Source organism: Panacibacter ginsenosidivorans, assembly GCF_007971225.1.
Lineage (GTDB): Bacteria > Bacteroidota > Bacteroidia > Chitinophagales > Chitinophagaceae > Panacibacter > Panacibacter ginsenosidivorans.
The window spans coordinates 858,217-882,213 of the sequence record NZ_CP042435.1; the positions used below are offsets into that span (position 1 = coordinate 858,217).

The 23,997-nt window shown below is 37.3% G+C and carries 19 protein-coding genes and 6 tRNA genes; 9 read left to right on the forward strand and 16 right to left on the reverse strand.

The genetic code is table 11. From position 1 onward, the window contains the following. The first annotated feature begins 5 nt into the window (after positions 1–5). Positions 6–1,109, forward strand: coding sequence for an ABC transporter permease (locus FRZ67_RS03540; protein ID WP_147188217.1), 1,104 nt, complete (start codon positions 6–8; stop codon positions 1,107–1,109). Between the two features lie 228 nt (positions 1,110–1,337). After that, positions 1,338–1,850 carry an SRPBCC family protein gene (locus FRZ67_RS03545; protein WP_147188218.1) on the forward strand — a complete coding sequence of 171 codons (513 nt, stop codon included), beginning with the start codon at positions 1,338–1,340 and terminating at the stop codon, positions 1,848–1,850. Here the strand turns inward: FRZ67_RS03545 and FRZ67_RS03550 are convergent, their stop codons facing one another. Then, positions 1,851–3,095, reverse strand: a complete 1,245-nt coding sequence (locus FRZ67_RS03550) for a dicarboxylate/amino acid:cation symporter (protein ID WP_147188219.1) — start codon at positions 3,093–3,095, stop codon at positions 1,851–1,853. Between the two features lie 210 nt (positions 3,096–3,305). Beyond that, positions 3,306–3,749 carry a 30S ribosomal protein S16 gene (rpsP, locus tag FRZ67_RS23845; protein WP_147188220.1) on the reverse strand — a complete coding sequence of 148 codons (444 nt, stop codon included), beginning with the start codon at positions 3,747–3,749 and terminating at the stop codon, positions 3,306–3,308. 398 nt (positions 3,750–4,147) lie between these two features. Here rpsP and FRZ67_RS03560 point away from each other — a divergent pair, with 398 nt between their 5' ends. Beyond that, complete coding sequence (locus tag FRZ67_RS03560; protein WP_147188221.1) at positions 4,148–4,954, forward strand: polysaccharide deacetylase family protein; 807 nt, start codon at positions 4,148–4,150, stop codon at positions 4,952–4,954. A 195-nt stretch (positions 4,955–5,149) separates the two neighbouring features. Here the strand turns inward: FRZ67_RS03560 and FRZ67_RS03565 are convergent, their stop codons facing one another. Beyond that, positions 5,150–5,398, reverse strand: a complete 249-nt coding sequence (locus tag FRZ67_RS03565) for a hypothetical protein (protein ID WP_147188222.1) — start codon at positions 5,396–5,398, stop codon at positions 5,150–5,152. A 1,040-nt stretch (positions 5,399–6,438) separates the two neighbouring features. Here FRZ67_RS03565 and bshC point away from each other — a divergent pair. After that, positions 6,439–8,040, forward strand: a complete 1,602-nt coding sequence (gene bshC, locus FRZ67_RS03570) for a bacillithiol biosynthesis cysteine-adding enzyme BshC (RefSeq protein WP_147188223.1) — start codon at positions 6,439–6,441, stop codon at positions 8,038–8,040. Positions 8,041–8,066: 26 nt separating this feature from the next. Here bshC and FRZ67_RS03575 read toward each other — a convergent pair whose 3' ends face one another. From FRZ67_RS03575 to FRZ67_RS03625, 11 genes are all read right to left on the reverse strand, one after another. Further along, positions 8,067–9,014: a helix-turn-helix transcriptional regulator gene (locus tag FRZ67_RS03575; protein ID WP_147188224.1), complete on the reverse strand. Its 948-nt coding sequence runs from the start codon at positions 9,012–9,014 to the stop codon at positions 8,067–8,069. Positions 9,015–9,320: 306 nt separating this feature from the next. After that, a complete protein-coding gene (locus FRZ67_RS03580) occupies positions 9,321–11,699 on the reverse strand; it encodes a 3-hydroxyacyl-CoA dehydrogenase NAD-binding domain-containing protein (protein ID WP_147188225.1) in 2,379 nt (792 codons plus the stop codon). 399 nt (positions 11,700–12,098) lie between these two features. Continuing rightward, positions 12,099–12,172, reverse strand: a tRNA-Ala gene (locus FRZ67_RS03585). A gap of 250 nt (positions 12,173–12,422) precedes the next feature. Further along, the gene (gene nusG, locus FRZ67_RS03590; protein ID WP_147188226.1) at positions 12,423–13,019 is read right to left on the reverse strand and encodes a transcription termination/antitermination protein NusG; all 597 of its coding nucleotides are present in this window, start codon (positions 13,017–13,019) and stop codon (positions 12,423–12,425) included. 7 nt (positions 13,020–13,026) lie between these two features. Then, positions 13,027–13,221, reverse strand: coding sequence for a preprotein translocase subunit SecE (gene secE, locus FRZ67_RS03595; RefSeq protein ID WP_147188227.1), 195 nt, complete (start codon positions 13,219–13,221; stop codon positions 13,027–13,029). A 92-nt stretch (positions 13,222–13,313) separates the two neighbouring features. Next, positions 13,314–13,385: transfer RNA gene (locus FRZ67_RS03600), tRNA-Trp, on the reverse strand. Between the two features lie 127 nt (positions 13,386–13,512). Then, the gene (tuf, locus tag FRZ67_RS03605; protein ID WP_147188228.1) at positions 13,513–14,700 is read right to left on the reverse strand and encodes an elongation factor Tu; all 1,188 of its coding nucleotides are present in this window, start codon (positions 14,698–14,700) and stop codon (positions 13,513–13,515) included. Positions 14,701–14,849: 149 nt separating this feature from the next. Further along, positions 14,850–14,921: transfer RNA gene (locus FRZ67_RS03610), tRNA-Thr, on the reverse strand. Between the two features lie 60 nt (positions 14,922–14,981). Continuing rightward, positions 14,982–15,054 (reverse strand) — tRNA-Gly (locus tag FRZ67_RS03615). Between the two features lie 49 nt (positions 15,055–15,103). Further along, positions 15,104–15,186 (reverse strand) — tRNA-Tyr (locus FRZ67_RS03620). 63 nt (positions 15,187–15,249) lie between these two features. Next, positions 15,250–15,322: transfer RNA gene (locus tag FRZ67_RS03625), tRNA-Thr, on the reverse strand. Between the two features lie 360 nt (positions 15,323–15,682). Here FRZ67_RS03625 and FRZ67_RS03630 point away from each other — a divergent pair. The 4 genes from FRZ67_RS03630 to FRZ67_RS03645 all read left to right on the forward strand — a co-directional run bounded on the left by FRZ67_RS03630 (position 15,683) and on the right by FRZ67_RS03645 (position 21,595). Then, on the forward strand, positions 15,683–16,780 hold the full coding sequence (locus FRZ67_RS03630) for a vWA domain-containing protein (RefSeq protein WP_147188229.1): 1,098 nt from the start codon (positions 15,683–15,685) through the stop codon (positions 16,778–16,780). A gap of 12 nt (positions 16,781–16,792) precedes the next feature. Continuing rightward, positions 16,793–17,113 carry a DUF4827 domain-containing protein gene (locus FRZ67_RS03635; protein ID WP_147188230.1) on the forward strand — a complete coding sequence of 107 codons (321 nt, stop codon included), beginning with the start codon at positions 16,793–16,795 and terminating at the stop codon, positions 17,111–17,113. Positions 17,114–17,267: 154 nt separating this feature from the next. Beyond that, positions 17,268–19,382, forward strand: coding sequence for a prolyl oligopeptidase family serine peptidase (locus FRZ67_RS03640; protein WP_147188231.1), 2,115 nt, complete (start codon positions 17,268–17,270; stop codon positions 19,380–19,382). 812 nt (positions 19,383–20,194) lie between these two features. Beyond that, entirely contained in the window at positions 20,195–21,595 is a 1,401-nt protein-coding gene (locus FRZ67_RS03645; protein WP_147188232.1) for a sulfatase-like hydrolase/transferase, read from the forward strand. 410 nt (positions 21,596–22,005) lie between these two features. Here FRZ67_RS03645 and FRZ67_RS03650 read toward each other — a convergent pair whose 3' ends face one another. Beyond that, positions 22,006–22,377 carry a response regulator gene (locus FRZ67_RS03650; RefSeq protein ID WP_147188233.1) on the reverse strand — a complete coding sequence of 124 codons (372 nt, stop codon included), beginning with the start codon at positions 22,375–22,377 and terminating at the stop codon, positions 22,006–22,008. Positions 22,378–22,645: 268 nt separating this feature from the next. Next, positions 22,646–23,092: a hypothetical protein gene (locus FRZ67_RS03655; protein ID WP_147188234.1), complete on the reverse strand. Its 447-nt coding sequence runs from the start codon at positions 23,090–23,092 to the stop codon at positions 22,646–22,648. A 261-nt stretch (positions 23,093–23,353) separates the two neighbouring features. Here FRZ67_RS03655 and FRZ67_RS03660 point away from each other — a divergent pair, with 261 nt between their 5' ends. Next, a complete protein-coding gene (locus tag FRZ67_RS03660; RefSeq protein WP_147188235.1) occupies positions 23,354–23,911 on the forward strand; it encodes a pyridoxamine 5'-phosphate oxidase family protein in 558 nt (185 codons plus the stop codon). Positions 23,912–23,997 lie beyond the last annotated feature (86 nt).

Below are 23,997 nucleotides of genomic sequence, written 5' to 3' on the forward strand. Positions count from 1 at the left end.
GGGATATGGAAGTTAAATATAGTCAGGCAAAAGCAATGTTCTCCATTACAAAAGCGAGTCTTAAAGCAACTTTTCGCAGTCCATCAGCAGTAATTTTTAGCATTGGATTTCCCATGATCTTTATTCTGGTGTTTGGTTTTATTGGCGAAGGAGGAGGATTTTCTGTAAATGTGGCGCTGGATAAAAGCAGCGATACTACAAACCCCGTTTACGCCGCTATCAGTAATGTACCCGGAATTCATTTTGTTGACAAACCCGATAGCCTGTTAAACGAAGACCTTGAAAAAGGCAATCTTACTGCATTCATTTCTATCAAAAAAAATACTGGAAACCCAGCTTACTTAGTAAAACTTAAAACTTCTGAAGCCGTAAAAACACAGGATCTTCAAATACTGCAATCGATTTTAAATTCAGTTATCAGCAACATCAATAATGCAGTGTATCCTAACGCGGAAACGATTGCGACTGTTGATAAAGAAGTTCAAAAAGTTCCCGGACGTGTTTACCGGCAAATAGATTTTATACTTCCCGGACAGCTTGGTTTTTCATTGCTCAGTGCCGGTGTTTTTGGGGTTGCTTTTTTATTCTTTAATCTTCGGCAGCAGTTAGTTTTAAAAAGATTTTTTGCAACACCAATTACAAGAACCTACATTGTTTTGGGTGAAGCGATGAGCCGTGTTTTATTTCAAATGATCGCTTCTGTTGTTATTGTAACAATAGGTGTATTTGGTTTTCATTTTACCCTGGTGCATGGCGTTGTAACGTTTATTGAGTTAATGTTACTGTCTTTACTTGGCCTTATTGTCTTCATGGGTTATGGATTTATTGTAAGTAACGTAGCAAAAAACGAAAGCACCATTCCACCATTTGCAAACCTTTTTACATTTCCTCAATTCCTGCTATCGGGCACATTCTTTCCAATAGATGTGTTTCCAAAATGGTTGCAATTTTTTTGTAATCTGTTACCACTAACACATTTCAACAATGCCATGCGTGATATATCTTTTGAAGGCGCCACTATATTCGATGTTTGGAAAGATGTAGGTGTGTTGCTTATCTGGGGCGTACTGTTATATGCAGTAGCCATCAAAGTTTTTAAATGGGAATAAATATTTTTGAGCCCAACATTAGAATAGGCATGAATCTTTCGTTGCGTCGCACTCTTGTGCTGCTATGCGGACAGTAGCAGATGAATAGACAAAATAAAAAGTGAAATCGCGAAAATGATTTGACTTTTGCCCTTTCACTTTTCACTGATAAATAAAGTTCCGAACGTACAAGTGAGTGACACAACAGGCGATGCCAAAAGTTATTAAGCTGAAAAACAAAAAATACAAATGCGCATTTTAAGATTAGTACTCGTAAGTTTTTTTATTCTGTTTGTAGTAGTTACTGCAATTGGTTTGTTGTTTCCTGCTACAGTTAAAGTATCGAGGGCAACAAATATTAGTGCCCCATATGATACTGTTTACAAATACCTGAATGATGTAAAATACTGGAAGCTGTGGATGGACGGCGCTGATAGCAGCACCATTGTTTTTCTTTCTGCAAAAACAGCAGGCGTAGGAACAGTAGTAAAAATTGGAAGCGGTGGTGAAGTAACACTTACAAGAAGTACTTCAGACAGCATTTTCAGCAACTGGAAAAGTGGCGAGGGGAATATTCAGCAAAGTGTTTTTACTATAATGAAAGATGCTACAGGTAATGTTACCACTGCGCAATGGTCCTTTGAGCAACAGTTAGGCTGGTATCCGTGGGAACGTTTTGGTTCAATGGCCAACGATAAAATTCTTGGACCGATCATGGAGCAAAGTCTTGATAAACTGAAACGCGTTTTAGAAAAGAAGTAATTAACCAATTGCTTCTTTTGCAACTTCCATATCTATTTTCTTTTCCCATTTGGCAACAACAATTGTAGCCACTGCATTGCCAATAAAATTGGTGATAGCTCTTGATTCGCTCATAAAGCGATCAATGCCGAGTATCAATGCAACTGATGCAACAGGAATATGCTCAACAACAGGTAATGTTGCTGCAAGGGTTATAAATCCCGCGCCGGTAACGCCTGCTGCACCTTTTGATGTAAGTAGTAACACAAGCAACAAATAAATTTGCTGACCTAACGTAAGCGGCATATCAATGGCCTGAGTGATGAATATGGCGGCCATTGTAAGATAAATGCAGGTGCCATCAAGGTTAAAAGAATAACCTGTTGGTACCACCAAACCGACAACAGAATCTTTGCAGCCAAGCTTTTTTAATTTTTGAATGAGCGCAGGTAATGCACTTTCTGACGACGATGTACCTAAAACGATCCATAACTCCTCTCCTATATATTTCAGCAGTCTGAAGATATTAAAGCCGTACATTTTAAGAATACCACCAAGTATTACTACAATAAATACAGCACAGGTAGCATAAAAACAAAGCATCAGTTTTCCTAATGATGCCAGTGATTCAAAACCATATTTACCAACCGTAAAGCTCATGGCACCTAAAGCTCCAAGGGGAGCCAGCCGCATTATTATACGCATTACTGCAAACAAACCATCTGTTAAGCTATGCAAACCTTTAAGTATAGGTTGAGCTTTATCTCCTATCTGTGATAATCCTGCACCAAACAAAACAGCAAAGAACAATACCTGCAATATATTTCCTTCTGCCAATGCACTTACAAAATTTTCAGGAATAATGTGCATCAGGAAATCTACAAAACCACCGGAGGTTTGCCCCTGTTTTATATACCCTTGCACACCACTTGCATCAAGACTTGCGGGATTTACATGCATACCGCTGCCAGGCTGCACAAAGTTTACGATGACCAAACCGAGGATAAGGGAAATGGTAGTCAGTATCTCAAAGTAGATCAATGCTTTTAAACCAACGCGGCCAGTAGTTTTCATATCTTCCATACCCGCAATCCCGTTAACAATAGTGCAGAAAATGATGGGTACGATCATCATTTTGATGAGCTTGATAAAAGCATCGCTCATGGGTTTAAGCGATATAGCAAAATCGGGAAGCCAGATGCCCAGAATAATTCCTATAAATATGGCAATGATAACCTGTGCATAAAGGCTCTTTAAAATTTTCATGCGGCTTATGGTTTATATGCAGGCTTTAAAAATAACCAATTTAAAGCCCCCTAAATCCCCGGTGGGGGACTTTTTAAAGTGAGTTTTAAATATTTCGATAGCTGAAGTGTGCGAAGCAACGAAGATGCCATTAAATACAAAAACCGGGACACAAAAAAATCCCGGCAAAAATTAACCGGGATTATAAAAGAGATTAAGTTGTTGGCTGATTTACTGACCTGAACTTTCACCTTTTTGCTCATAACGTCTTTCGGACTGTCCATAAGGACGTCTTGAACGCTGCGCCTTTCTGTGTTCGTCTGTACGACGTCTTACGTTGGCTTCATGCTCTTCGTGCCACTTTTGAAACTTAACCATTGCGGTAGCTTCATCAAACAAACCAAGCTTTACGCCACGCAGCAGGTGCTTAAGGTATAATACACCTTTAAACGAAAGGATGCGTCTTACGGTATCAGTTGGCTGTGCACCTTTGTGCAGCCACTCAAGGGCTTTCTGCCTGTCGAGCTGAATTGTTGCTGGTACTGTAAGTGGGTTGTAAGTTCCGATTTTCTGGATAAATTTTCCATCACGGGGTGCACGGGCATCGGCTACTACAATAAAATAGAAAGGCCTTTTTTTACTTCCGTGTCTCTGAAGTCTGATTTTAACTGCCATTTTAAATAGAAATTTACAGGCTTAAATAATTAGGTTAACTTCTTAATTAAACAATTAAGAGTGCGAAAATAAGATGTATCGGTAAAATAGCAAACTTTATGGAGTTGAAAGTAAATTATTTTTTTGGAACCGGGCTTTGGAACATATGGCATCGACTGTTGTGTCACTCACTTGTACGTTAGGAAATTTTAATGAACAATTAAACATTTATAGCGTTGCACGCTCAATTGCAAACTAAAAGCACAAGAGTGCGACGCAACGTAAGATGCACAAAGTACTTAAGCCAGGTACAAAAGGTTATTTAACACAGCTATAGTGTTTTATACAATGATTATGAACAAGGCATTATAAATTTGAAAATTATTAAGGTGATTATACGTTAAACATTGAATAAGTCTATGTTCAAATCAATTTTTTTTGGCAACCAGGCAACAATTTTATTGCTGTGTGGATTAATTGGTTTATTTGATGGCTGCACTAACCAGCAAAATAATTCAAAAAATGATATTGCTATTGATACGCTGCCTCTAAAAAAAGTTGATACAGCCAAGGTTATTTATCTAACTTTCGATGATGGCCCTCTCAATGGCACAGAAGGAATATTAGACGCGCTGGATAAAGAAAAGATACCTGCTACCATGTTTATGGTTGGGCGGCATATGAAAGCAGATACGGAAATGAAAAATAAGTTTGAAATGGCATATAATGATAATCTGCTGGAAGTAGCAAATCACAGTTTCTCTCACGCAAATAATCATTATGAGGCTTATTATAAAGATCCTCAAAAAGTGCTTGAGGACTTTAATAAAAATCAAGAACTGCTGAACTTTAAAGATAAAGATGCACGTATGCCCGGCAGGAATACATGGCGTATAGGAACCCGCGGAAAAGACGATATATCTGCTAACGGCAGAGAGGCGGCTGACTTATTGCACAAAAATGGGTACAACCTTTTTGGATGGGATCTTGAATGGCAGCATAGTGCAGGTGGAAAGCCTGTACAAACGGTGCAGCAAATGTTTGAAGAAATAGAGAAACGTATTAATGACCCGCAGAGATGTTTTACACCCAATCATTTTGTTTTGCTTTCACATGACGAGATGTTTCGTAAGCCATGGGAGGTTAGTGAACTTAAACAGCTTGTAGACCTCTTAAAGGCAAAGGGATATGAATTTGATCATACTGATAATTATCCCGGCAAATAGCTAAATTGTGCCATCCTGTTTGTACACGTGTCAAAACATATCCACCTGGCTACGGTTTAATTAGAATTAATACAAAACATTTAATATTGGCCTATGAGCAGGCTACAAATAGTCGCTTAGCGTTCGATTTTGCAAAAGCCACCTACTTTATAAATAAGAGGTTACACAGTTACCGGTAGTATAAAGGGGTAATTATTAATACCTCCCTCCTGGCCTTGGCCGTTGTGATTGTTGGCTAAACAGGTTGCAGTAGTATTCATTTTCATACATGTAAACGGTGGCAGTTCTAAATCCGCCGTCATAATTTTTATAAATAAAGGCCTTATACTTTTTAATTATCTTATTACGTTCAAATACGTCCGTATCTTTTAATCCAAGCTTATTTACAAGCATATATACGGGTTTGGCATTTGTAACAATTGCCGTTTTTTCAATTTCTGTCATAAAAATAGTTCCGCAGGTTTATCTTATTAACGATGGAAGATAGGAAAATATTCTAAAGTTGATCGCAGGTACGGAATTTTGCTGCAAATAATCAATGTAAAAATGTAAAGCCCGTTATATTGCCTGCGGCTCATATAATTACTTCATCCTTAAATAAGAAGTTTATTTTTTTGTATTTACCTAATGGCTGATAATCAACCCTACTGCTAAAAAATCCAATAAAGAATCCGGGCTAATCGGAATAAATCTCATGAAGCCGTTTCGCTTTATTTTTTTCCGCAATAGAATAATTCCTGTAGGAGTTAATAGAATTAAGGACGATGGCAGTCAGCACAATAATTAATATGATAATCATAAAATAGGATTTTGGTATTCACGTAAAGGTTTACACCTGTACTTATAAATACGTTATTAAAAGGGATTAAGTTGTGTACGGATGACTAATAATTTTCTAGCAGTGTATCTGCATCAAATGACAGAAGGAATAACATTTGTGTTGCATTCGATAAGAAAATAGCTGTTTTTATTGCAAGACAAATAGTATAATCATTGATAAAAGGTGAAATAATTCAGAGCGATGCTCACTTGCAATGCAAAGCTTAGTTTAGCAATGACCAAGCGCCCAATATATCAGCAAAAAAATTACAACTGTTCCAAGGCACCCACCGCCCCATTTATAAGCGCCATAGCCTGCAAGTAATGTTCTTAACCAGTTTTGCATAAAGTTTATTTGTGTATAAATTATATAAAAATTATGCCACTTGCAATTAATACCGCAAAGGATGGGTTTTGTAACCATTAAAATTTTATGTACCCACCGGCAGGAATACTATTTGGCTGTCGTTGCGTCGCACTCTTGTACACTTTTTTCACTGTCCGGCTTTCTACAGAATATTGAAGTGTGCGACGCAACGAAAGTTTCATAACAATACAGAATGCCGGCTTCAAAAAGTGCACAGTTGTTTTCGAATTGTGAAAGATTGCTAAAAGGTTGTACATACAAAAAAGAAAGAGATTAAATTGCTGCCCAATTCTGTTGCATGGAAGCAAATTGTACGTATCTCGCTTATAGCCAAACGAACTATTTTTCAGACTTAGTCATTGATTACCTGAATGCAGATGAAAAACTGCAACCCTTTTACCGATATGGAGTAAGTAAGGCAGGTATTAAACAATCTATTGAAGCAAGGAGACTTTTTCCCCAGCAAAGAGCTGTACTGGTGCAGGAGCTGAAAAAGCAATATGACGCTTTGCCAAAAACAAAGGCGCTTGGTAATAATATGGAATTGCTGAACAATGAGAATACTTTTACTATTACAACAGCACACCAACCGAATATTTTTACCGGTCCTCTATACTTTATTTACAAGATACTGCACACAATAGAGCTTGCTGCAACATTAAAAAAACAATTACCTGAATACAATTTTGTACCTGTTTATTATATGGGAAGTGAAGATGCAGACCTTGATGAAATAGGTAATATAAAAATTGATGGCGTTGCTTATGGCTGGCAAACAGATCAAACTGGTGCTGTTGGCAGAATGAAAGTTGATAATGCCTTTCTGCAACTTATTGCTCAAATGCATGGCCAGCTTGGAGTATTGCCTTTTGGTAATGAATTGATTGATACCTTCAGGAGGGTTTACAGTAAAGGAAAGACCATACAGTCAGCAACACTTGAACTGGTAAATGATTTATTTGGGAAATATGGATTGGTAGTACTAATACCGGATAATGCGACTCTTAAGAAATTATTTATACCGGTAGTAGAAAAAGAATTAAGAGAAGGATTTTCTCATAAGGCTGTAAGTGCAACCATTGCGGCATTAGAAAAACATCACAAACCACAGGCTGGCGGAAGAGAATTGAATTTGTTTTATTTGAAAGACAATAAACGGGAACGAATAGAGAAGGTTGATAACCGCTACAAAATAGATGCCTTAGGTTTAAAGTTTTCTGAAGATGAAATAATAAAGGAATTGTATGATTATCCGGATAGATTCAGCGCAAATGTAATTCTGCGTGGCGCTTTCCAGGAAACAGTGCTGCCCAATATTGCATTTATCGGAGGAGGCGGAGAGCTGGCTTATTGGCTGGAATTGAAGTCTGTTTTTGAAGCGGTTGATATTCCGTATCCTGTTTTATTACTTCGTAATTCATTCTTAGTTATAGAAGAAAAATGGGTGAAAAAAATAAATGAATTAGGGATAAAAGCAGCAGACCTTTTCCAACCTGCTTTTGAAATAATGAATAGCATTGTTGCCGGAAGAAGCAGCAAACAGTTTGCATTAAATGGAGAACTAAAGCATATTGAGAATCTTTATACCCAAATAAAAACACTTGCGGGTGCTGTTGATGAAACCCTGCATGATCATGTTATTGCATTAAAAGTAAAGGCGTTAAAACAGTTACGTGAACTTGAAAAGAAAATGTTACGCGCTGAAAAAAGAAAATTTGAAGTTGAACAACACAACCTTGGCAAATTACAATCTGCATTATTCCCGGGGAATAATTTGCAGGAAAGAGTGGAAAATTTTTCTCTGTTTTATTCGAAATATGGAATTGAGTTTATAGATATGCTGCTTAAGTATTCTCTTGCGATGGAACAGGAATTTGGCATACTGCAATTAAATTCCTGAATAAATAATGCGGTTAAAAAAGCTTCCTATAAAAATTTATCAGCCATTTTACGCAGGTAGTTTTTCAATGTTTCTTTTAGAGAATCCGGGTAAACAATTTCTGCATGATCTGCAAACATAATATACCATCTTATAAAGGATTCGGAAGAAGCTGATAAGAAAGTCATTTGAATTTTATCACTTACCTTCTGCTCGTTTACAAAGCCATAATAATGTTTCTGGCCTTCTAAATATTTTGCAGCTTTCCTTTCTACGTTAATAACTATTTTTTCTAATTGCTGCTGTTGTACAAACTTCTCAAGATAATTTTTAAGGGTGGGATGTTCCGTGTGAAATGATTCATCAGTCAGGCTTATTGAATTGATACGGTCTGCCCTAAAATCCCTGTAATCCTTACGCATTCTGCAATACGCAATAACGTGCCAGTAACCGCTTGCATAAAAAATACCCACAGGTTCAATATCTCTTTCAGTTGTTTCATCTGAATGAAAAGCTGTGTAACGTACATGAACAATTTTTTGTTCCACTATACTTTTTAAAAATGGTTGAAGCCTGTCCCTTGAAGTCTCTGCATCAAAAGGTAAAACGTTTCTTATAACCTGTATATGATCTTCCATGTTTTCAAGCAGTTCTTTGTCAGCATTGCGTAATACAGCACGCACTTTATACATAGCAGATTTATAACTTGCTTCTGTAGATGCATCTGTAAATTTTTCTATTATTTTTTCTGCAGTAAGAAATGCCGTTGCTTCTTCTTTTGTAAACATTACAGGTGGCAAACGATATCCATCCATGATTGAATAACCAACACCCGCTTCACCAATTATGGGTATGCCAGCTTCTTCAAGTGTTTTTACATCACGATAAACTGTGCGTAAACTGATCTGGAAACGGTCAGCAATATCCTGTGCTTTTACTATTTTTTTGGATTGTAGTTGTATAAGTATAGCAGTAACTCTGTCAATACGATTCATAGAAATGAAAAGTAAATATTTTAATCGAGAGAAGAAGTAGCGTTATTATATTTTTTGTGAACAGGCAGAATTGCTACTATTAAACTTTTGTTGTGTCACTCACTTGTACTGCTGAATAAATTTCAGCTATCAGCAGTCGGGTATCAGTTAAAACTTGCATCTGAATGCTGATCCCTGATAGCTCCTGCCTATTCCGAACGTATAAGTGAGTGACACAAGAGGCGATGCTATAAATACTGAAGCTCATAAATAAAAAATGGCCTGAAAAAAAGACCATTCAAAAAGTTTTATTATATAATTTTTGCATTAGTTTCTCAATGGCTTTCCACTTTTCAAAACACTTTGTATTCTTTCCAGTGTTTTTCTTTCTCCGCATAAGCTCAAGAAGGCTTCACGTTCAAGATCGAGTAGGTATTGTTCACTTACCAAACTCTGCTCGCTAAGATCGCCACCACACATTACATATGCCAGTTTACGTGCAACCAATGCATCATGATCTGTTGCATAATTGCCACGCCACATTCCGTTGATGCCAGCAAGTAAAGCTCCCAATGCAGAACGACCTAACACTTTTATATCAGTGCGCTGCACAGGCATTGTATAACCGCTTTCATATAATTCGATAACACTTCGCTTAGCCTCAGCAATACGCCGGCCCTGGTTTACCACCACTTCATCATGACCCTTACGCATGATGCCAAGTTCATAAGCTTCAAAACCAGATGTAGCAACTTTTGCTGTTGCAATATTAAAGAAGCGGCTCTTCAATGTAATTGTTTCGGGTTCATCTTCGTGCATGTCGTCTGATGCACGCAACACAAATTCTTTAGTGCCACCACCACCCGGAATAAGTCCCACACCTAACTCAACAAGACCAATATATGTTTCAGCAGCAGCGCAAATTTTATCTGCATGCAAATTCATTTCGCAACCACCACCAAGCGTTAAACCATGCGGCGCAATAACAACTGGAATGCTTGAATAACGAACACGCATCATGCTATTTTGAAACATGCGTATAGCCATATCAAGCTCATCATATTCCTGTTCTATGGCAAACATAAAGATCATGCCCACGTTGGCACCTGCGCTGAAATTTGCGCCATCATTGGCTATAACAAGACCCTTGAATTTTTCTTCAGCTGTAGTTATGCTTTTATTCATTGCTTCCAGTACTTCGCTGCCAATGCTATTCATCTTGGTGTTCCATTGTAATGCCGCAACATCATCACCAATATCATATAACGCAGCGTTGCCGTTTTTCCAGACGATCTTTTCTTTATAATTATTTAGAATAATGAATGCATCTCCACCTGGAGTTGGTTTGTATGATTTACTAGCAACATCATAATACAACCTTTTACCATTTTCTACTTTATAAAATGATTTGTTGCCTGCTGCCAGCATTTCTTCAACCCACGGAGCAACAGTATAGCCTGCTGCTTTCATTGTTTCCACATTCTTAGTAACCCCTAATGTATCCCAGCTTTCAAAGGCACCAATTTCCCAACCAAAGCCAGCCATCATTGCATCATCTACACGATAGATCTCATCACTTATTTCAGGAATGCGATGCGAAATATATGAGAACAATGCATAGTGAAAATGACGATAAAATTCACCGGCTTTATCTTGCCCTGCAGTTAGTGCTTTCAATCTGGTTTTCAGATCTTCAATAGGTTTGGCTGTTTCTAAAGTTGCAAACTTTGGTTTAATGCGTGGCGCATATTCCATTGTTTGCAGGTTGAGTGTAAGAATTTCTTTCTCACCGCCTGCACCCTTTGTTTTTTTAAAAAATCCCTGGCCTGTTTTATCTCCGAGCCAGTTATTAGCAATCATCTTATCAAGCCACTCAGGGATAGTAAAAATATTTTTTGCTTCATCATTGGGGCAATTCTCTGCTACACCCTTTGCTACTTTTACTAACGTATCTATACCAACTACATCGGCAGTTCTAAAGGTTGCAGATTTTGGTCTGCCGATAATTGGTCCTGTTAATGCATCTATCTCATCAACGCCCAAACCCAATTTTTGCATACTGTTGAAAATGGCCATAATACCAAATACACCAATCCTGTTTGCAATAAATGCGGGTGTGTCTTTTGCAAGCACCGTTGTCTTACCTAAATACAAGTCACCATAATGCATTAAGAAATCAACAACTTCAGGGTCTGTATCTTTTGTAGGAATAATTTCTAATAATCTTAAGTAGCGTGGAGGATTAAAAAAGTGTGTGCCGCAGAAATTCTTTTTAAAATCTTCACTTCTTCCCTGCGACAAAATATTAATCGGAATTCCCGAAGTATTAGATGTTATAAGTGTTCCGGGTTTTCGGTATTTTTCTACCTGTTCATATATTTTTTGTTTTATGTCAAGTTTTTCTATTACTACTTCGATGATCCAATCGCAGGCAGCAATGTCTTTCATATTATCATCAAAGTTGCCGGTAGTAATGCGTTTAATGACACCTTTAGTATAAACAGGAGAAGGATTGCTTTTTATTGCGGCCGTTAATGCATCGTTTACAATTTTATTTCTTGCCGCAGGTTTTGCATCTGCTGCTACATCTTTGGGAACAATATCCAGTAACAAAACCTGCACACCAATTCCTGCAAAATGGCAAGCTATCCTGCTGCCCATAACACCACTGCCGAGAACTGCTACTTTCTTAATAGTACGTTTCATAAATTCTTGTTTGGGTATATTTTTTTCTGAGCCTGGCTAAAATTATGCTATTAAGCTTCTGTTGCGTCGCACTCTTGTACTGCATATCATTAATGAAGCAGTTAGTAAATTGCAACAAATTTATGTGCTTTAAAAATGGCAATTCAAAAATGGTTAGTTATGCAACTAATTTAAAAACCGAAGGTAATATTTTTTTGTTCTGAAAAAAATGGTGTTTCACGTTTAAAAAGTAATATTAATTAATGAAATTAAAGTACAGTCTTTTAGTTATTGCAATTGAACACTTATGCAAGAAAAAGAAAGAGCACAATTTGCTATATGATTTTACACAAGAAAGCCTAACAAAAAGGGCTGTAAATCTTTGATTTTACAGCCCTTTATATTTTTAAGAAACTAAAGTGGAGAATACCGGAGTCGAACCGGTGACCTCTTGCATGCCATGCAAGCGCTCTAGCCAGCTGAGCTAATTCCCCATAGCGGGCAGCAAAAATAGTGTTCCTCTTAATACCCGCAAAAAAGTTTATAGGGGCCTTCTAAAATTATTTTCGTGAGCAACATAAATGTTATTGATCAATATTTATTTTAAAGTATATCGGGATTATGTTGCTATATAACAGAAAGTATAAGAGTGCGACGCAAGTAAAGCGTGATAATAGTAATGCGGCCTGGTAAACAAAAAAACCCGTAGTTAAACCACGGGCTTTTGTTTATAAAGAGATTATATTAACCTAATTTCTCTACCTGCATATAATTCAATTCAACAGGAGTAGAGCGGCCAAAGATTTTTACAGTAACCTTCAGCTTTTTCTTTTCATCATTCACTTCTTCAATTACACCATTGAAATCATTAAATGGTCCTTCGATGATCTTGATCGTTTCGCCAACAATAAATGGTTCGCTCATTGTTACGCCCTGGTCATTCATTTCATCAACCTTGCCAAGCATTTTATTTACCTCTGCTTTGCGAAGAGAAATGATGTTTCCTTTTGAGCCTTTTCCATCTGTAAGAAAGTGCATGATGTTAGTGATGTTACTGATGTGATGAATGATATCATCAGTAAGTTTTCCATCAGCTACTTCAAGCATTACATAGCCGGGGAAATAGTTTTTTTCACGCATTACTTTTTTACCGTTCTGCACTTTATAAACTTTTTCCATTGGTAGGAAAACCTGTTTTATAATGTCCGTCCAGCCACTGCGTGCAATATCCTTATCAAGATATTCTTTTACTTTTCTTTCCTTACCGCTCACCACGCGTAATACGTACCACTTAGTTTCTGCCTGCTGTACTTCATTTTGTATTTCCGGAGTATCCTGCATTATTTGCTTACTTAAAGAGTGAGTAGATCAGTTTAAGCACTTCACTGCTTGCAAAGTCCATTAAAGATACCATGAGCATGATCACAACAGTTGCAATCAATACAATTGCTGTAGATTGCTGCAATTGTGAACCACTTGGCCAGGTTACTTTCTCTACCAGCTCGTGGTAGCTTTCTTTGATGTAGTTAGATACTTTGTTCATTTATTTTAGTTGATTTGGTTAACTGGTTGATTAAGTTGGTTACTAAAGCCTTTCAACTTTTACACCTGATCAACAAGTAAACTTAAACTCAGCACGGGCACTAGGATTCGAACCCAGATCGAAGGTTTTGGAGACCTCTATACTAACCGTTGTACGATGCCCGTATAAATTAAATTCTTACAGGATTAAAGAACTTCTTATTAGAAACAAAGTACTCAGGCTTGCGCCCAAGTACTTTGCAAATTTATTAAAACCTTTCCAATATCCCTTTTAAAGGATAGAGAAGCCACATTATTTCAGAATTTCAGTAACCTGTCCGGCACCTACTGTACGTCCACCTTCGCGGATAGCGAATTTCAAACCTTTCTCCATAGCGATTGGCTGGATCAGTTTTACCTGGAGGCTCACATTATCACCAGGCATAACCATTTCAGTTCCTTCTGGTAATACAACTTCTCCAGTTACGTCAGTTGTACGGAAGTAGAACTGAGGACGGTATTTATTAAAGAATGGAGTGTGACGGCCACCTTCTTCTTTGCTCAGTACATAAACTTCGCATTTGAATTCAGTGTGCGGAGTGATAGATTTTGGTTTGCAGATCACCATGCCACGACGGATATCTTTTTTCTCAATACCGCGGAGCAATAAACCTGCGTTATCACCAGCCTGACCTTCATCCAGCAATTTCTTAAACATTTCAACACCTGTTACAGTAGAGCTCAAAGGAGCATCCATCAAACCAACGATCTCAACCGCTTCACCAACTTTTACAATACCGCGCTCAATACGGCCGGTAGCAACAGTACCACGACCTGTGATGGAGAATACGTCTTCAACAGACATAAGGAACGGTAAGTCAATAGGGCGCGGAGGCAATGGAATGTAGCTATCAACAGCAGCCATTAGTTCATCAATAGCGCCAACCCACTTAGGATCTCCTGCCAAAGCACCGGTTGCAGAACCTTTGATAATTGGGGTATTTTCGCCATCGAAACCTTTTTCAGTTAACAATTCACGAATTTCCATCTCAACAAGTTCTAACAATTCAGGATCATCAACCAGGTCAACTTTATTCATAAATACCACCATACGGGGTACACCTACCTGGCCAGCAAGCAGGATGTGCTCTCTTGTTTGAGGCATAGGACCATCAGTAGCAGCTACTACAAGAATAGCACCGTCCATCTGTGCAGCACCAGTGATCATGTTTTTAACATAGTCAGCGTGACCTGGACAGTCAACGTGTGCATAGTGGCGGTTTGCTGTCTGGTACTCTACATGTGCAGTATTGATAGTGATACCACGCTCTTTTTCTTCAGGCGCACCATCGATCTCATCATATTTCTTAGCTGTAGCCAAACCTTTCTTGGAAAGGATTTCGGTAATAGCTGCAGTTAAAGTTGTTTTACCATGGTCAACGTGGCCAATGGTGCCAACATTTACGTGGGGTTTCTCCCTCTTAAAGGTCTCTTTAGACATCTTTATCGTTTTTAATTGTGTTTATAATCGCAGTCAACAGACACCGTCCATTGACCATAGTTTCATTTCTTATGAGCCCAGCTTCAGTACTTCATGGCATCACCTGTTGCGTCGCACACTTGTACTTTCAGTTTTAAATGAGCTATCAGAGCCGTTGATGAGAATTGAACTCACGACCTCTTCCTTACCAAGGAAGTGCTCTACCACTGAGCTACAACGGCATACTCAGTTGTGAGTTCTTCGCTTGCAGTTCGCAAACTGTAAACTCCAAACTAAAGAAGAGCGGAAGACGAGGCTCGAACTCGCCACCTATAGCTTGGAAGGCTATCGCTCTACCAAATGAGCTACTTCCGCAATTTTATTCAAAATTGATAAATTATCAACTTCAAACTACAAAGAACTGTGGGCAGAGCAGGGTTCGAACCTGCGTACTCGTGAGAGAACAGATTTACAGTCTGTCGCCTTTAACCGCTCGGCCATCTGCCCAAAAATGCTAAACAATTTTATAAATTCCGGTTTATTAGAATATTGAAAATTGTATATCGAAAGAGCCACTTGTCGGAATCGAACCAACGACCTACTGATTACAAATCAGTTGCTCTACCAGCTGAGCTAAAGTGGCAAATTGTGAATAAATTTGCATCAACAAAGCATCCTGATTTTGAATGGTTTATTGTGCACCAAAGAACTACCCCGTTTTTCGGGATGGCAAAGGTAAGTGAAAACTTTATACCGCAAAATTTTGAAAAGAAAATTTTCGCTATCTTTTCAACAGCTGTGGGCAACTTCAATTTTATTATTTGTTTTAGAAGCACAATAATGTACTTTCCGGTTTGGTTTTATCATACTTACAACTCTCCGTAGAATATTTTGTTATGCTTAAAATACTCGCGGCAAAAGCATTTCAGCGGTTTAATTTAAATGCATGAATGTTTTACCGCTTTAGTAACAATCCTTTTTTATTTTTAATTAGTTTACACTTATGTTAGGACACCGATTCATAAAATTTGATCCCAATGCGGAGGGAAAAACAAAATTTGAGCAAATGCTCGACTTGTTTATGCAGTTACTGACTTACACAAACGGAGATGTAAGCGAAGCATTACAATGGATGAATGAACTCGATAAAAAATACCAGCTTACCGATGATGAGTATGGTATGGGCGATTTCATTGATGACCTGAAAAAAGAAGGTTACATAAAAGATGACACTGAAAAAGGACAAATAGTTATTACTGCAAAAAGCGAGCAAAGCATCCGCAAACGCAGCCTGGAAGAGATATTTGGTAAGCTTAAGAAAAGCAGGCAGGGAGATCATACCACTAAAAAGCCCGGACTAGGGGATGAAATAAGTCCCGATCATCGCCCATTCCAGTTTGGCGATATGCTGGAACAGATAGATTTTACTGAAAGCATCCGCAATGCGCAGATCAACCATGGTGTGGAAAGTTTTAGTATGCAGGAAGATGACCTGCAGATCCGTGAAACTGATTTTAAAGCGCAGACTTCCACCGTTTTAATGATCGATATCTCTCACTCCATGATATTATATGGAGAGGACAGGATTACACCGGCGAAAAAAGTCGCCATGGCATTAAGTGAATTGATCACTACAAAATATCCTAAGGATACTTTAGATATTGTTGTATTCGGTAACGATGCATGGCCCGTTGAAATAAAAGATCTTCCTTATTTACAGGTTGGTCCTTATCATACCAATACGGTGGCTGGTTTAGAACTGGCGATGGATATTCTGCGCAAAAGAAGAAACCCCAACAAGCAGATATTTATGATAACAGACGGTAAGCCAACCTGCTTAAAGATTGGTGGACGTTATTATAAAAACAGCTTTGGTCTCGACAGAAAAATTACCAACCGTTGTTTAAATCTTGCCGCGCAATGTAAGAAGCTAAAAATACCTATTACCACGTTTATGATTGCCAGCGACCCTTACCTGCAACGATTTGTAAATGAATTTACTGAAACAAATAATGGTAAAGCTTTCTTTGCAAGTCTTGACAGGCTTGGTGCATTTATCTTTAAAGATTTTGAAAGCGGAAAAAGAAAAACTGTTTATTAAGTAACAAAATATATGATGCCCTTAAAGAAGCTTATTTTTTTAGTCGTGCTGTTGATTGCTGCAAACTGTGCAGTAAAATCGCAGAGTCTTAATAAAACTTTCAAAGTCTATATAAAAGAAAATGGATTAAAATCTATTTCAAAAGAGGAGTTTTTAAAATTAGATAGCGTAACAGTTGAGCCTAAAAATTACTATCACTTTACATTTACTATTATTGTAACCGATGGGAAAGGATGGTTTCAGTATGTAATGACAAAAGGCACAAAGATTGACCCTAAAGTTAAAGAGTGGTACGCGAAAGAGATAGCTGTATCGTTAGTTTGGATGAAATAAATGTTTATTCCGAGAATCAAAAATGGTTAATACCCCCTGTCGTCATTTCCGTAAAGTAATACAGTACAAGAGTGCGACGCAACAGGCGATGCCACCTGTACATGAGCACTTTACAAAAAAATAAGACACTTATCTTTTCAATAAATAATGCACTATGAAATACCTGCTCATTATTTTTGCAGCTTTTATATCTATGACAACAATAGCTCAAAGCAGGAGTGCTTTTACCGGAAAATATCCTGTACCAAAAACGACAGACCAGGCAGATAATTTTTTTGGAACAAAAGTTTCTGACCCGTACCGCTGGATGGAAAATGATACAGCAGCAGACACAAAAGATTGGGTGAAAGAAGAGAACCTGGTTACACAATTTTACCTGCAGCAAATACCATTCAGGGGTGCCATCAAAAACAGGCTTACACAATTATGGAATTATGAAAAATATTCTGCACCATTTAAAGAAGGTAGCTACACATATTTTTATAAGAATGATGGATTGCAGAACCAGTACATATTGTACCGTCAAAAAGAAAACAGCGATCCTGAAATATTTTTAGACCCTAATAAATTTAGTGATGACGGCACTACATCCTTATCCGGTCTGGAATTTACAAAAGATGGATCGCTGGCTGCATACACGATAAGCGAGGGCGGCGCAGATTGGAATAAGCTTATCGTAATAAATGCACTTACCAAACAATTATTAGATGATACGCTGGAAGTAAAATTCAGTGGCATTGCCTGGAAGGGTAATGAAGGTTTTTATTACAGCAGGTATGATAAACCAAAAGAAGGAAGCCAGTTAAGTGGTGTAACAGATAAACATAAATTATTTTATCATAAGCTCGGCACAAAACAAAGTGAAGATGTATTGATCTTTGGCGGAGACAAAACACCACGTCGTTACATTGGCGGTTACGTAACTGAAGATCAGCATTTTCTTGTGATTACCGCCGCCCAAGCTACTTATGGCAATGAATTGTATATACAGGATCTTACAAAGAAAGATGCAACGATCGTTCCCATTGTTACAGGTTTTAAAACAGAACAATCCATTGTTTACAGCAACGATGGAAAGCTCTTTATTACAACCAACAGAAATGCTCCAAATACCAAATTAGTTATTACAGATGCAGCAACCCCAACACCTGAACATTGGAAAGATTTAATACCGGAAACAAAGTTCCCTTTATCTATTTCTACATGTGGTGGCAAAATATATGCACAGTATTTGAAAGATGCTGTATCGCAGGTTATACAATACGACCTTGATGGCAAGGAAGAAACAGGAATTGAATTACCAGGATTAGGAACTGCCGGTGGTTTTAGTGGTAAGAAAGAAGAGAAAGAATTGTACTACACATTTACTTCTTATATATACCCGCCAACTATTTTTAAATATGATATTATAACGGGCAAATCATCACTCTATAAAAAATCGAATGTGCAGTTCAATGCTAATGATTATGAAAGCACACAGGTCTTTTACACATCAAAAGACGGTACCAAAATACCTATGATTATTACACACAAGAAAGGTATACAACTTAATGGGAAAAACCCAACATTGCTTTATGGATATGGTGGTTTTAGCGTTAGCCTTACTCCTGCATTTAGCATTAGTAATCTTGTGTTCATGGAAAATGGTGGCGTATATGCCGTTCCGAATATCCGCGGCGGAGGTGAGTATGGCGATGACTGGCATAATGCAGGAATCAAACTAAAAAAGCAAAATGTATTTGATGATTTTATTGCAGCTGCGGAATTTCTTATCAAAGACAATATAACATCAAAAGAATTTCTTGCAATAAGCGGAGGAAGCAATGGTGGCTTACTAGTTGGCGCATGCATGACTCAACGACCTGATCTTTTCCGTGTTTGCTTTCCTGCAGTTGGTGTTATGGATATGTTGCGTTATCACAAATTCACTGCAGGTGCGGGCTGGGCCTATGATTATGGGACAGCTGATGACAGCAAAGAAATGTTTGAGTATTTATACCACTACTCTCCTGTTCATAACGTTAAAAAAGGAACATGTTACCCTGCAACAATGGCTACTACTGCAGATCATGATGATCGCGTTGTTCCAGCACATTCATTCAAGTTTGCTGCACAACTGCAATCGGCACAAAGTTGTAACAACCCTGTGTTAATACGTATCGAAAGCAAAGCCGGTCATGGTGCGGGAAAACCAACCGCGAAAATTATTGAAGAACAGGCAGACAAATGGAGTTTTATGTTTTGGAATATGGGTATTGATTATCATTAACAGTAAACTGTCTTATTTTATTTGAAAGCATCCTTATTACAGTGATGCTCTTTTTATATACATAACCATTGTCCTTCTCTTGCAGGCTTGCATAATACCTGAAATTATATCCAATTATTCAATCTCATTTATTAAGCAATAAAAATTGAAATTACTACATTCATTTCAGGCATTTCCTGCTAACAGGAATGTAATAAATAAGTAAATTATGTAACAATAAGAAATAGTATATAACATTAATACATAAAAAAAAGATATACATTTGATTTTGTTATTGCAACCTGTTTTTGCACTTCCAACCCTGAGATGAAAAACAATTTCATGAAAACGATCTGCTCATAAGTTCATTACTATTAGCTGCAAATAAAATTGAACCGGGAAAGCACTTTTACATAATTACCTCCTTTATAATTACACCTTTTCGTGTATTGTTTTCGCTTATGCGTGATTGTACTTTTGGTTTATAGATATGAGCCTGCAACAGTTCCGTAATGCAACTGCATCCCAAATAATGATAAACAACCAAGGATTGATAGAGGCTGACAGTAATGTGGTTTGATTTTTATGCTCCCATCAGTTGAAATGCTATAAAGCATCGTTGCGTCGCACTCTTGTACTACATCAAATAATTCAAAAGAAAATATGGGCTTTTAGTTTTGACTCTGCTCAATGAATTTCCGAACGTGCAAGTGAGTGACACAACAAACGATGCCACAAAGCACAAATGCCGGTATCCAAAAAATTAATTACGATTAAAAAAAATATTTTTTACCTTAAGTTAATTATATGAATCCGTCTAAAACCACCCATGCATGCTACAGAAAGCAACCTTCCTTAACAGAACTGCCCGATTTATTTTATTACCGTTATTGTTCTGTATTATTTCATTTAACTGCAAAAAAGCAGATTCTTTGAAGCCTTTGCCCAAAGCAACCGTGTCATCGGAAATTTCAAAACTTGCGGCGGGTGATAAGCCTAACATAATTTTTATTCTTGGTGATGATATTGGTTATGAGTTACCGACTATCGACGGGGGGCAATCTTATGCAACTCCAAATATTGATAAGATGGCACAGATTGGAATGCGATTTACACGTTTTCATGCATCACCCTTATGCAGCCCTTCAAGAGTAATGTTGCTTACAGGCAAATATAATTTCAGGAACTATACTGTATGGGGAGTACTGGATACAACCAGTAAAACAATTGCCAACATGCTTAAAGATGCAGGCTATAAAACATCTGTTGTAGGCAAATGGCAATTGGATGGCGGTGATGCATCGATAAGTGCAGCGGGTTTCCAGGATTATATGATATGGAGCCCGTTTACTTCAAAGAATGGAGAAAGGGTAAAAGGAAAAGGTTCGCGGTATAAAGATCCTGTAATTTATCAGAATGCGGGCTTCTTACCTAAAACTTTGACACAGGGAAAATTTGGCGATGATCTATTTACCAATCACATAAAAGATTTTATAGACGCTAATAAATCAAATCCATTTTTTATTTATGATGCCATCTGTCTTTCACATGAACCATTTGAACCTCCGCCAAACAATCCTGATTTTGCAACATGGGATCCAAAGACAAGTACACCGGACACTAAATATTTCCCATCGATGGTTAATTATATGGATACCAAGATAGGTGAGATACTAGATAAAGTTACCGAAGCTGGTATTGCCGATAAAACGTTGGTAATATTTGTAGGAGATAATGGCACTGATGAAAGCATTGTATCACAATTCCAGGACGCTGCTTTCAGAGGAGGTAAAAGCGAAACAAATGAAGCTGGTACACATGTACCTATGTTAATGTGGTGGCAGGGAAAAATTATGCCCGGAACACAAAATGATTTTATTCTGGATTTTACTGACCTTATGCCAACCTTTGCCGATATTGCCGGTATTCCTTTACCAACTAATTATGGGCCGCTTGATGGTAAAAGTTTTTACGCAGCACTTACAGGTTCAAGCGTACCTACAAGACAGTGGATATATTGTTATTATGATGCCAACATGCAGGGGCAGCCAGACAAACCACCAATTGGATGGGTGCAGGATACAGCCTATAAATTATATGATAGCACTGGCCTGTTTTATCATTATTCAATAGATCTTCAGGAAGCAAGCCCATTAAAAAATAGCAGGCTTACCCCAGCTGAAAAAAGTTTAAAAAAACAAATGCAGGGTATTTTAGCTGGTATGCATAATTAATAGAGGTTAGTATGATGAACCCGGCTGCAAAACCATAAGCAACTATTGTTGCGTCGCACTCTTGTACACTTTGTTTTTTGTGGCACAAAAATAAAACTGTTGTAAAAATTTCATGGCTCAATAAAGAATATTGGTATAAGGGTGCGACGCAACAATTGCCTGATAAAAGTGCTAAAGCCCGGAAAAAAATAATGCAATCACAAGGTTTAAATAATTTAGTTTATACCTGCGCGGCATATTCACCCAAATAGTCTTATAAATTTTGATGCAGGACCGCAGGTTACTTACAAAATTTTAGTTTAAGGATAATTTTTATCAAAAAAACACTCCAAAAGTCTTTCTATTACGAATTAATGAAATGTGCTAATGAAACAAAGGATAAAAATTACAAAATGAAAGATACTTGCGTGTCAGGCATCAATCTTTTCAGACAAATGCTGCTTTAATTTTTTTACTAGCGAGGGGAAATGAATAGGTTTTTCTATAAAATCATCTGCTCCATAACCTGTATATTCTTCTTTGCTCACAATCAGGCCTGAAAAAAGTATAATCTTTAGCCTTTTAGTTTTAGCATTTGATTTCAACTGTATACAAATATCTCTTCCATCAAGTTCTGCCAGCTTTATGTCCAACAAAATTATATCAGGCATAAGTACACTTATCATATTAAATGCAGTTTCCGGCCTTGAAAGAACCGTGGTATTGTATCCTTTATTTTCAAGCAATTTTTTAAGAGAAATTAAAACATCTTCCTCGTCGTCGATTATTAAAATATTGTGCATGGTGTTTATCGGTTTGGTGTTTTAGATTTTGCAAAATTTGTGCCTTTTATCTTATGTAAAGATTATAATAGCATTAATAAATCTTCTCATCCAAAAAAAACTGCTTATTAAATTTACAGTTTAATAAATTATAAAAGATAAGTAAAAATTTCTACACTTTTATACCTCTCCATGACAGATATTTTCTCAATCACTCTTTAGACTTTAAATAAAAGACGCCAACACATGCTGTGTTGGCGTCTTCAAAATTTCCTTTACGATACAATTTCTATTTGCTCATTTTTTTATAAAGTTCCAGGTCACCATTACCTGCAGCCTTGATAATATAGTTTTTCCCCTCTTTATTAAGAGTCACCAAATATTGAGTTTCGCCATTCATGGCAAATTCAATAACTTCTGTTTTTGCAAACCCTACGTATTTTTCATTTATTGATTTTGCAACCAATAATGGCAGATGATCTTCTGCTATAACAGATCCGGTTGCAATAAGATTACCTGTTTCATCAAAAAAAGCTTCAACCTCTTTTCCGGTATAATTAAAAGAAGCGCGGTAAAGTCCTGAGGTTAATTCAACCCAACTGACTTTATCTGCCCCGGAAAATTCTTTGTTGAATGATTTTAATACTGATTTGGAAACAGAAGCACCATCATAAGCAAATGTAGCGCTTGTTGTTAGGCTGAATATAACAGCCAGTGTTGCAATGATCTTTTTCATGTTGTAAATTTTTTTGTGTTTTATAAATTAGCTGAACTGGTTCCAGAGCTTTCAATTTCCTATCTACTTGCATCCAACTTGCTCAACCATGCATCAAAAATAGATTTGATCATTTCTTAAAAAAATACAAAATAGATGTATTGCGGAAATGCAGCGGCAAACTGATGATTTTAGTAGGTGAGCCGTTTCGATAACTCCATAATGAGAAAAAGAAACTATTACAACTCTTACCTTCGTTAAGTTTTTTATAACAAATAATCTATGGGCAAGTTTCACAACCGCATTACTGAAGCGCACATCGAATTCATTGCAAAACAAAAAATATTTTTTACTGCCACTGCACCACTAAGCACAGAAGGTCATATCAATCTTTCACCAAAGGGCTTGGACAGTTTTCGTGTTCTTTCTCCGGCAAAAGTTATTTACATGGATATTATTGGCAGTGGCAACGAAACATCTGCGCATATTTTAGAAAATAAGCGCATCACTTTTATGTTCTGTGCATTTGATGGTCCGCCCAATATTCTGAGACTTTATGGAAAAGGTTATACCGTTCTTCCAACCGATGACGAATGGAAAGAATATGCAGTCATGTTTGAATTGCCGCCAGGTATCCGCCAATTTATAGTAGCAGATATTTATAAAGTACAAACCTCTTGCGGATTTAGTGTTCCTTATTATGAATATATGGGCGAAAGAGATCATGCAACAAAATGGGCAGAAACAAAGGGCAAAGACGGGCTTAAACAATATATAAAAGATAAAAATCTTGTAAGCCTTGATGGGTTGCCTACAGCACTTACAGAAAAAGTTTCCTAACGTTATATTTTCAAATCAGTTGTGCTAACATTTTGTGGAAAAATAACAACCCGCTTTAATTTTTCCGTCCTATATTTAGTTTGCCA

Excerpts from the sequence above, each read along its gene's own strand:
- FRZ67_RS03540 (WP_147188217.1), top strand. The coding sequence starts at position 6 with ATGGAAGTTAAATATAGTCAGGCAAAAGCAATGTTCTCCATTACAAAA.
- FRZ67_RS03545 (WP_147188218.1), top strand. The coding sequence starts at position 1,338 with ATGCGCATTTTAAGATTAGTACTCGTAAGTTTTTTTATTCTGTTTGTA.
- FRZ67_RS03550 (WP_147188219.1), bottom strand. The coding sequence starts at position 3,095 with ATGAAAATTTTAAAGAGCCTTTATGCACAGGTTATCATTGCCATATTT.
- rpsP (WP_147188220.1), bottom strand. The coding sequence starts at position 3,749 with ATGGCAGTTAAAATCAGACTTCAGAGACACGGAAGTAAAAAAAGGCCT.
- FRZ67_RS03560 (WP_147188221.1), top strand. The coding sequence starts at position 4,148 with ATGTTCAAATCAATTTTTTTTGGCAACCAGGCAACAATTTTATTGCTG.
- FRZ67_RS03565 (WP_147188222.1), bottom strand. The coding sequence starts at position 5,398 with ATGACAGAAATTGAAAAAACGGCAATTGTTACAAATGCCAAACCCGTA.
- bshC (WP_147188223.1), top strand. The coding sequence starts at position 6,439 with ATGGAAGCAAATTGTACGTATCTCGCTTATAGCCAAACGAACTATTTT.
- FRZ67_RS03575 (WP_147188224.1), bottom strand. The coding sequence starts at position 9,014 with ATGAATCGTATTGACAGAGTTACTGCTATACTTATACAACTACAATCC.
- FRZ67_RS03580 (WP_147188225.1), bottom strand. The coding sequence starts at position 11,699 with ATGAAACGTACTATTAAGAAAGTAGCAGTTCTCGGCAGTGGTGTTATG.
- nusG (WP_147188226.1), bottom strand. The coding sequence starts at position 13,019 with ATGCAGGATACTCCGGAAATACAAAATGAAGTACAGCAGGCAGAAACT.
- secE (WP_147188227.1), bottom strand. The coding sequence starts at position 13,221 with ATGAACAAAGTATCTAACTACATCAAAGAAAGCTACCACGAGCTGGTA.
- tuf (WP_147188228.1), bottom strand. The coding sequence starts at position 14,700 with ATGTCTAAAGAGACCTTTAAGAGGGAGAAACCCCACGTAAATGTTGGC.
- FRZ67_RS03630 (WP_147188229.1), top strand. The coding sequence starts at position 15,683 with ATGTTAGGACACCGATTCATAAAATTTGATCCCAATGCGGAGGGAAAA.
- FRZ67_RS03635 (WP_147188230.1), top strand. The coding sequence starts at position 16,793 with ATGATGCCCTTAAAGAAGCTTATTTTTTTAGTCGTGCTGTTGATTGCT.
- FRZ67_RS03640 (WP_147188231.1), top strand. The coding sequence starts at position 17,268 with ATGAAATACCTGCTCATTATTTTTGCAGCTTTTATATCTATGACAACA.
- FRZ67_RS03645 (WP_147188232.1), top strand. The coding sequence starts at position 20,195 with ATGCTACAGAAAGCAACCTTCCTTAACAGAACTGCCCGATTTATTTTA.
- FRZ67_RS03650 (WP_147188233.1), bottom strand. The coding sequence starts at position 22,377 with ATGCACAATATTTTAATAATCGACGACGAGGAAGATGTTTTAATTTCT.
- FRZ67_RS03655 (WP_147188234.1), bottom strand. The coding sequence starts at position 23,092 with ATGAAAAAGATCATTGCAACACTGGCTGTTATATTCAGCCTAACAACA.
- FRZ67_RS03660 (WP_147188235.1), top strand. The coding sequence starts at position 23,354 with ATGGGCAAGTTTCACAACCGCATTACTGAAGCGCACATCGAATTCATT.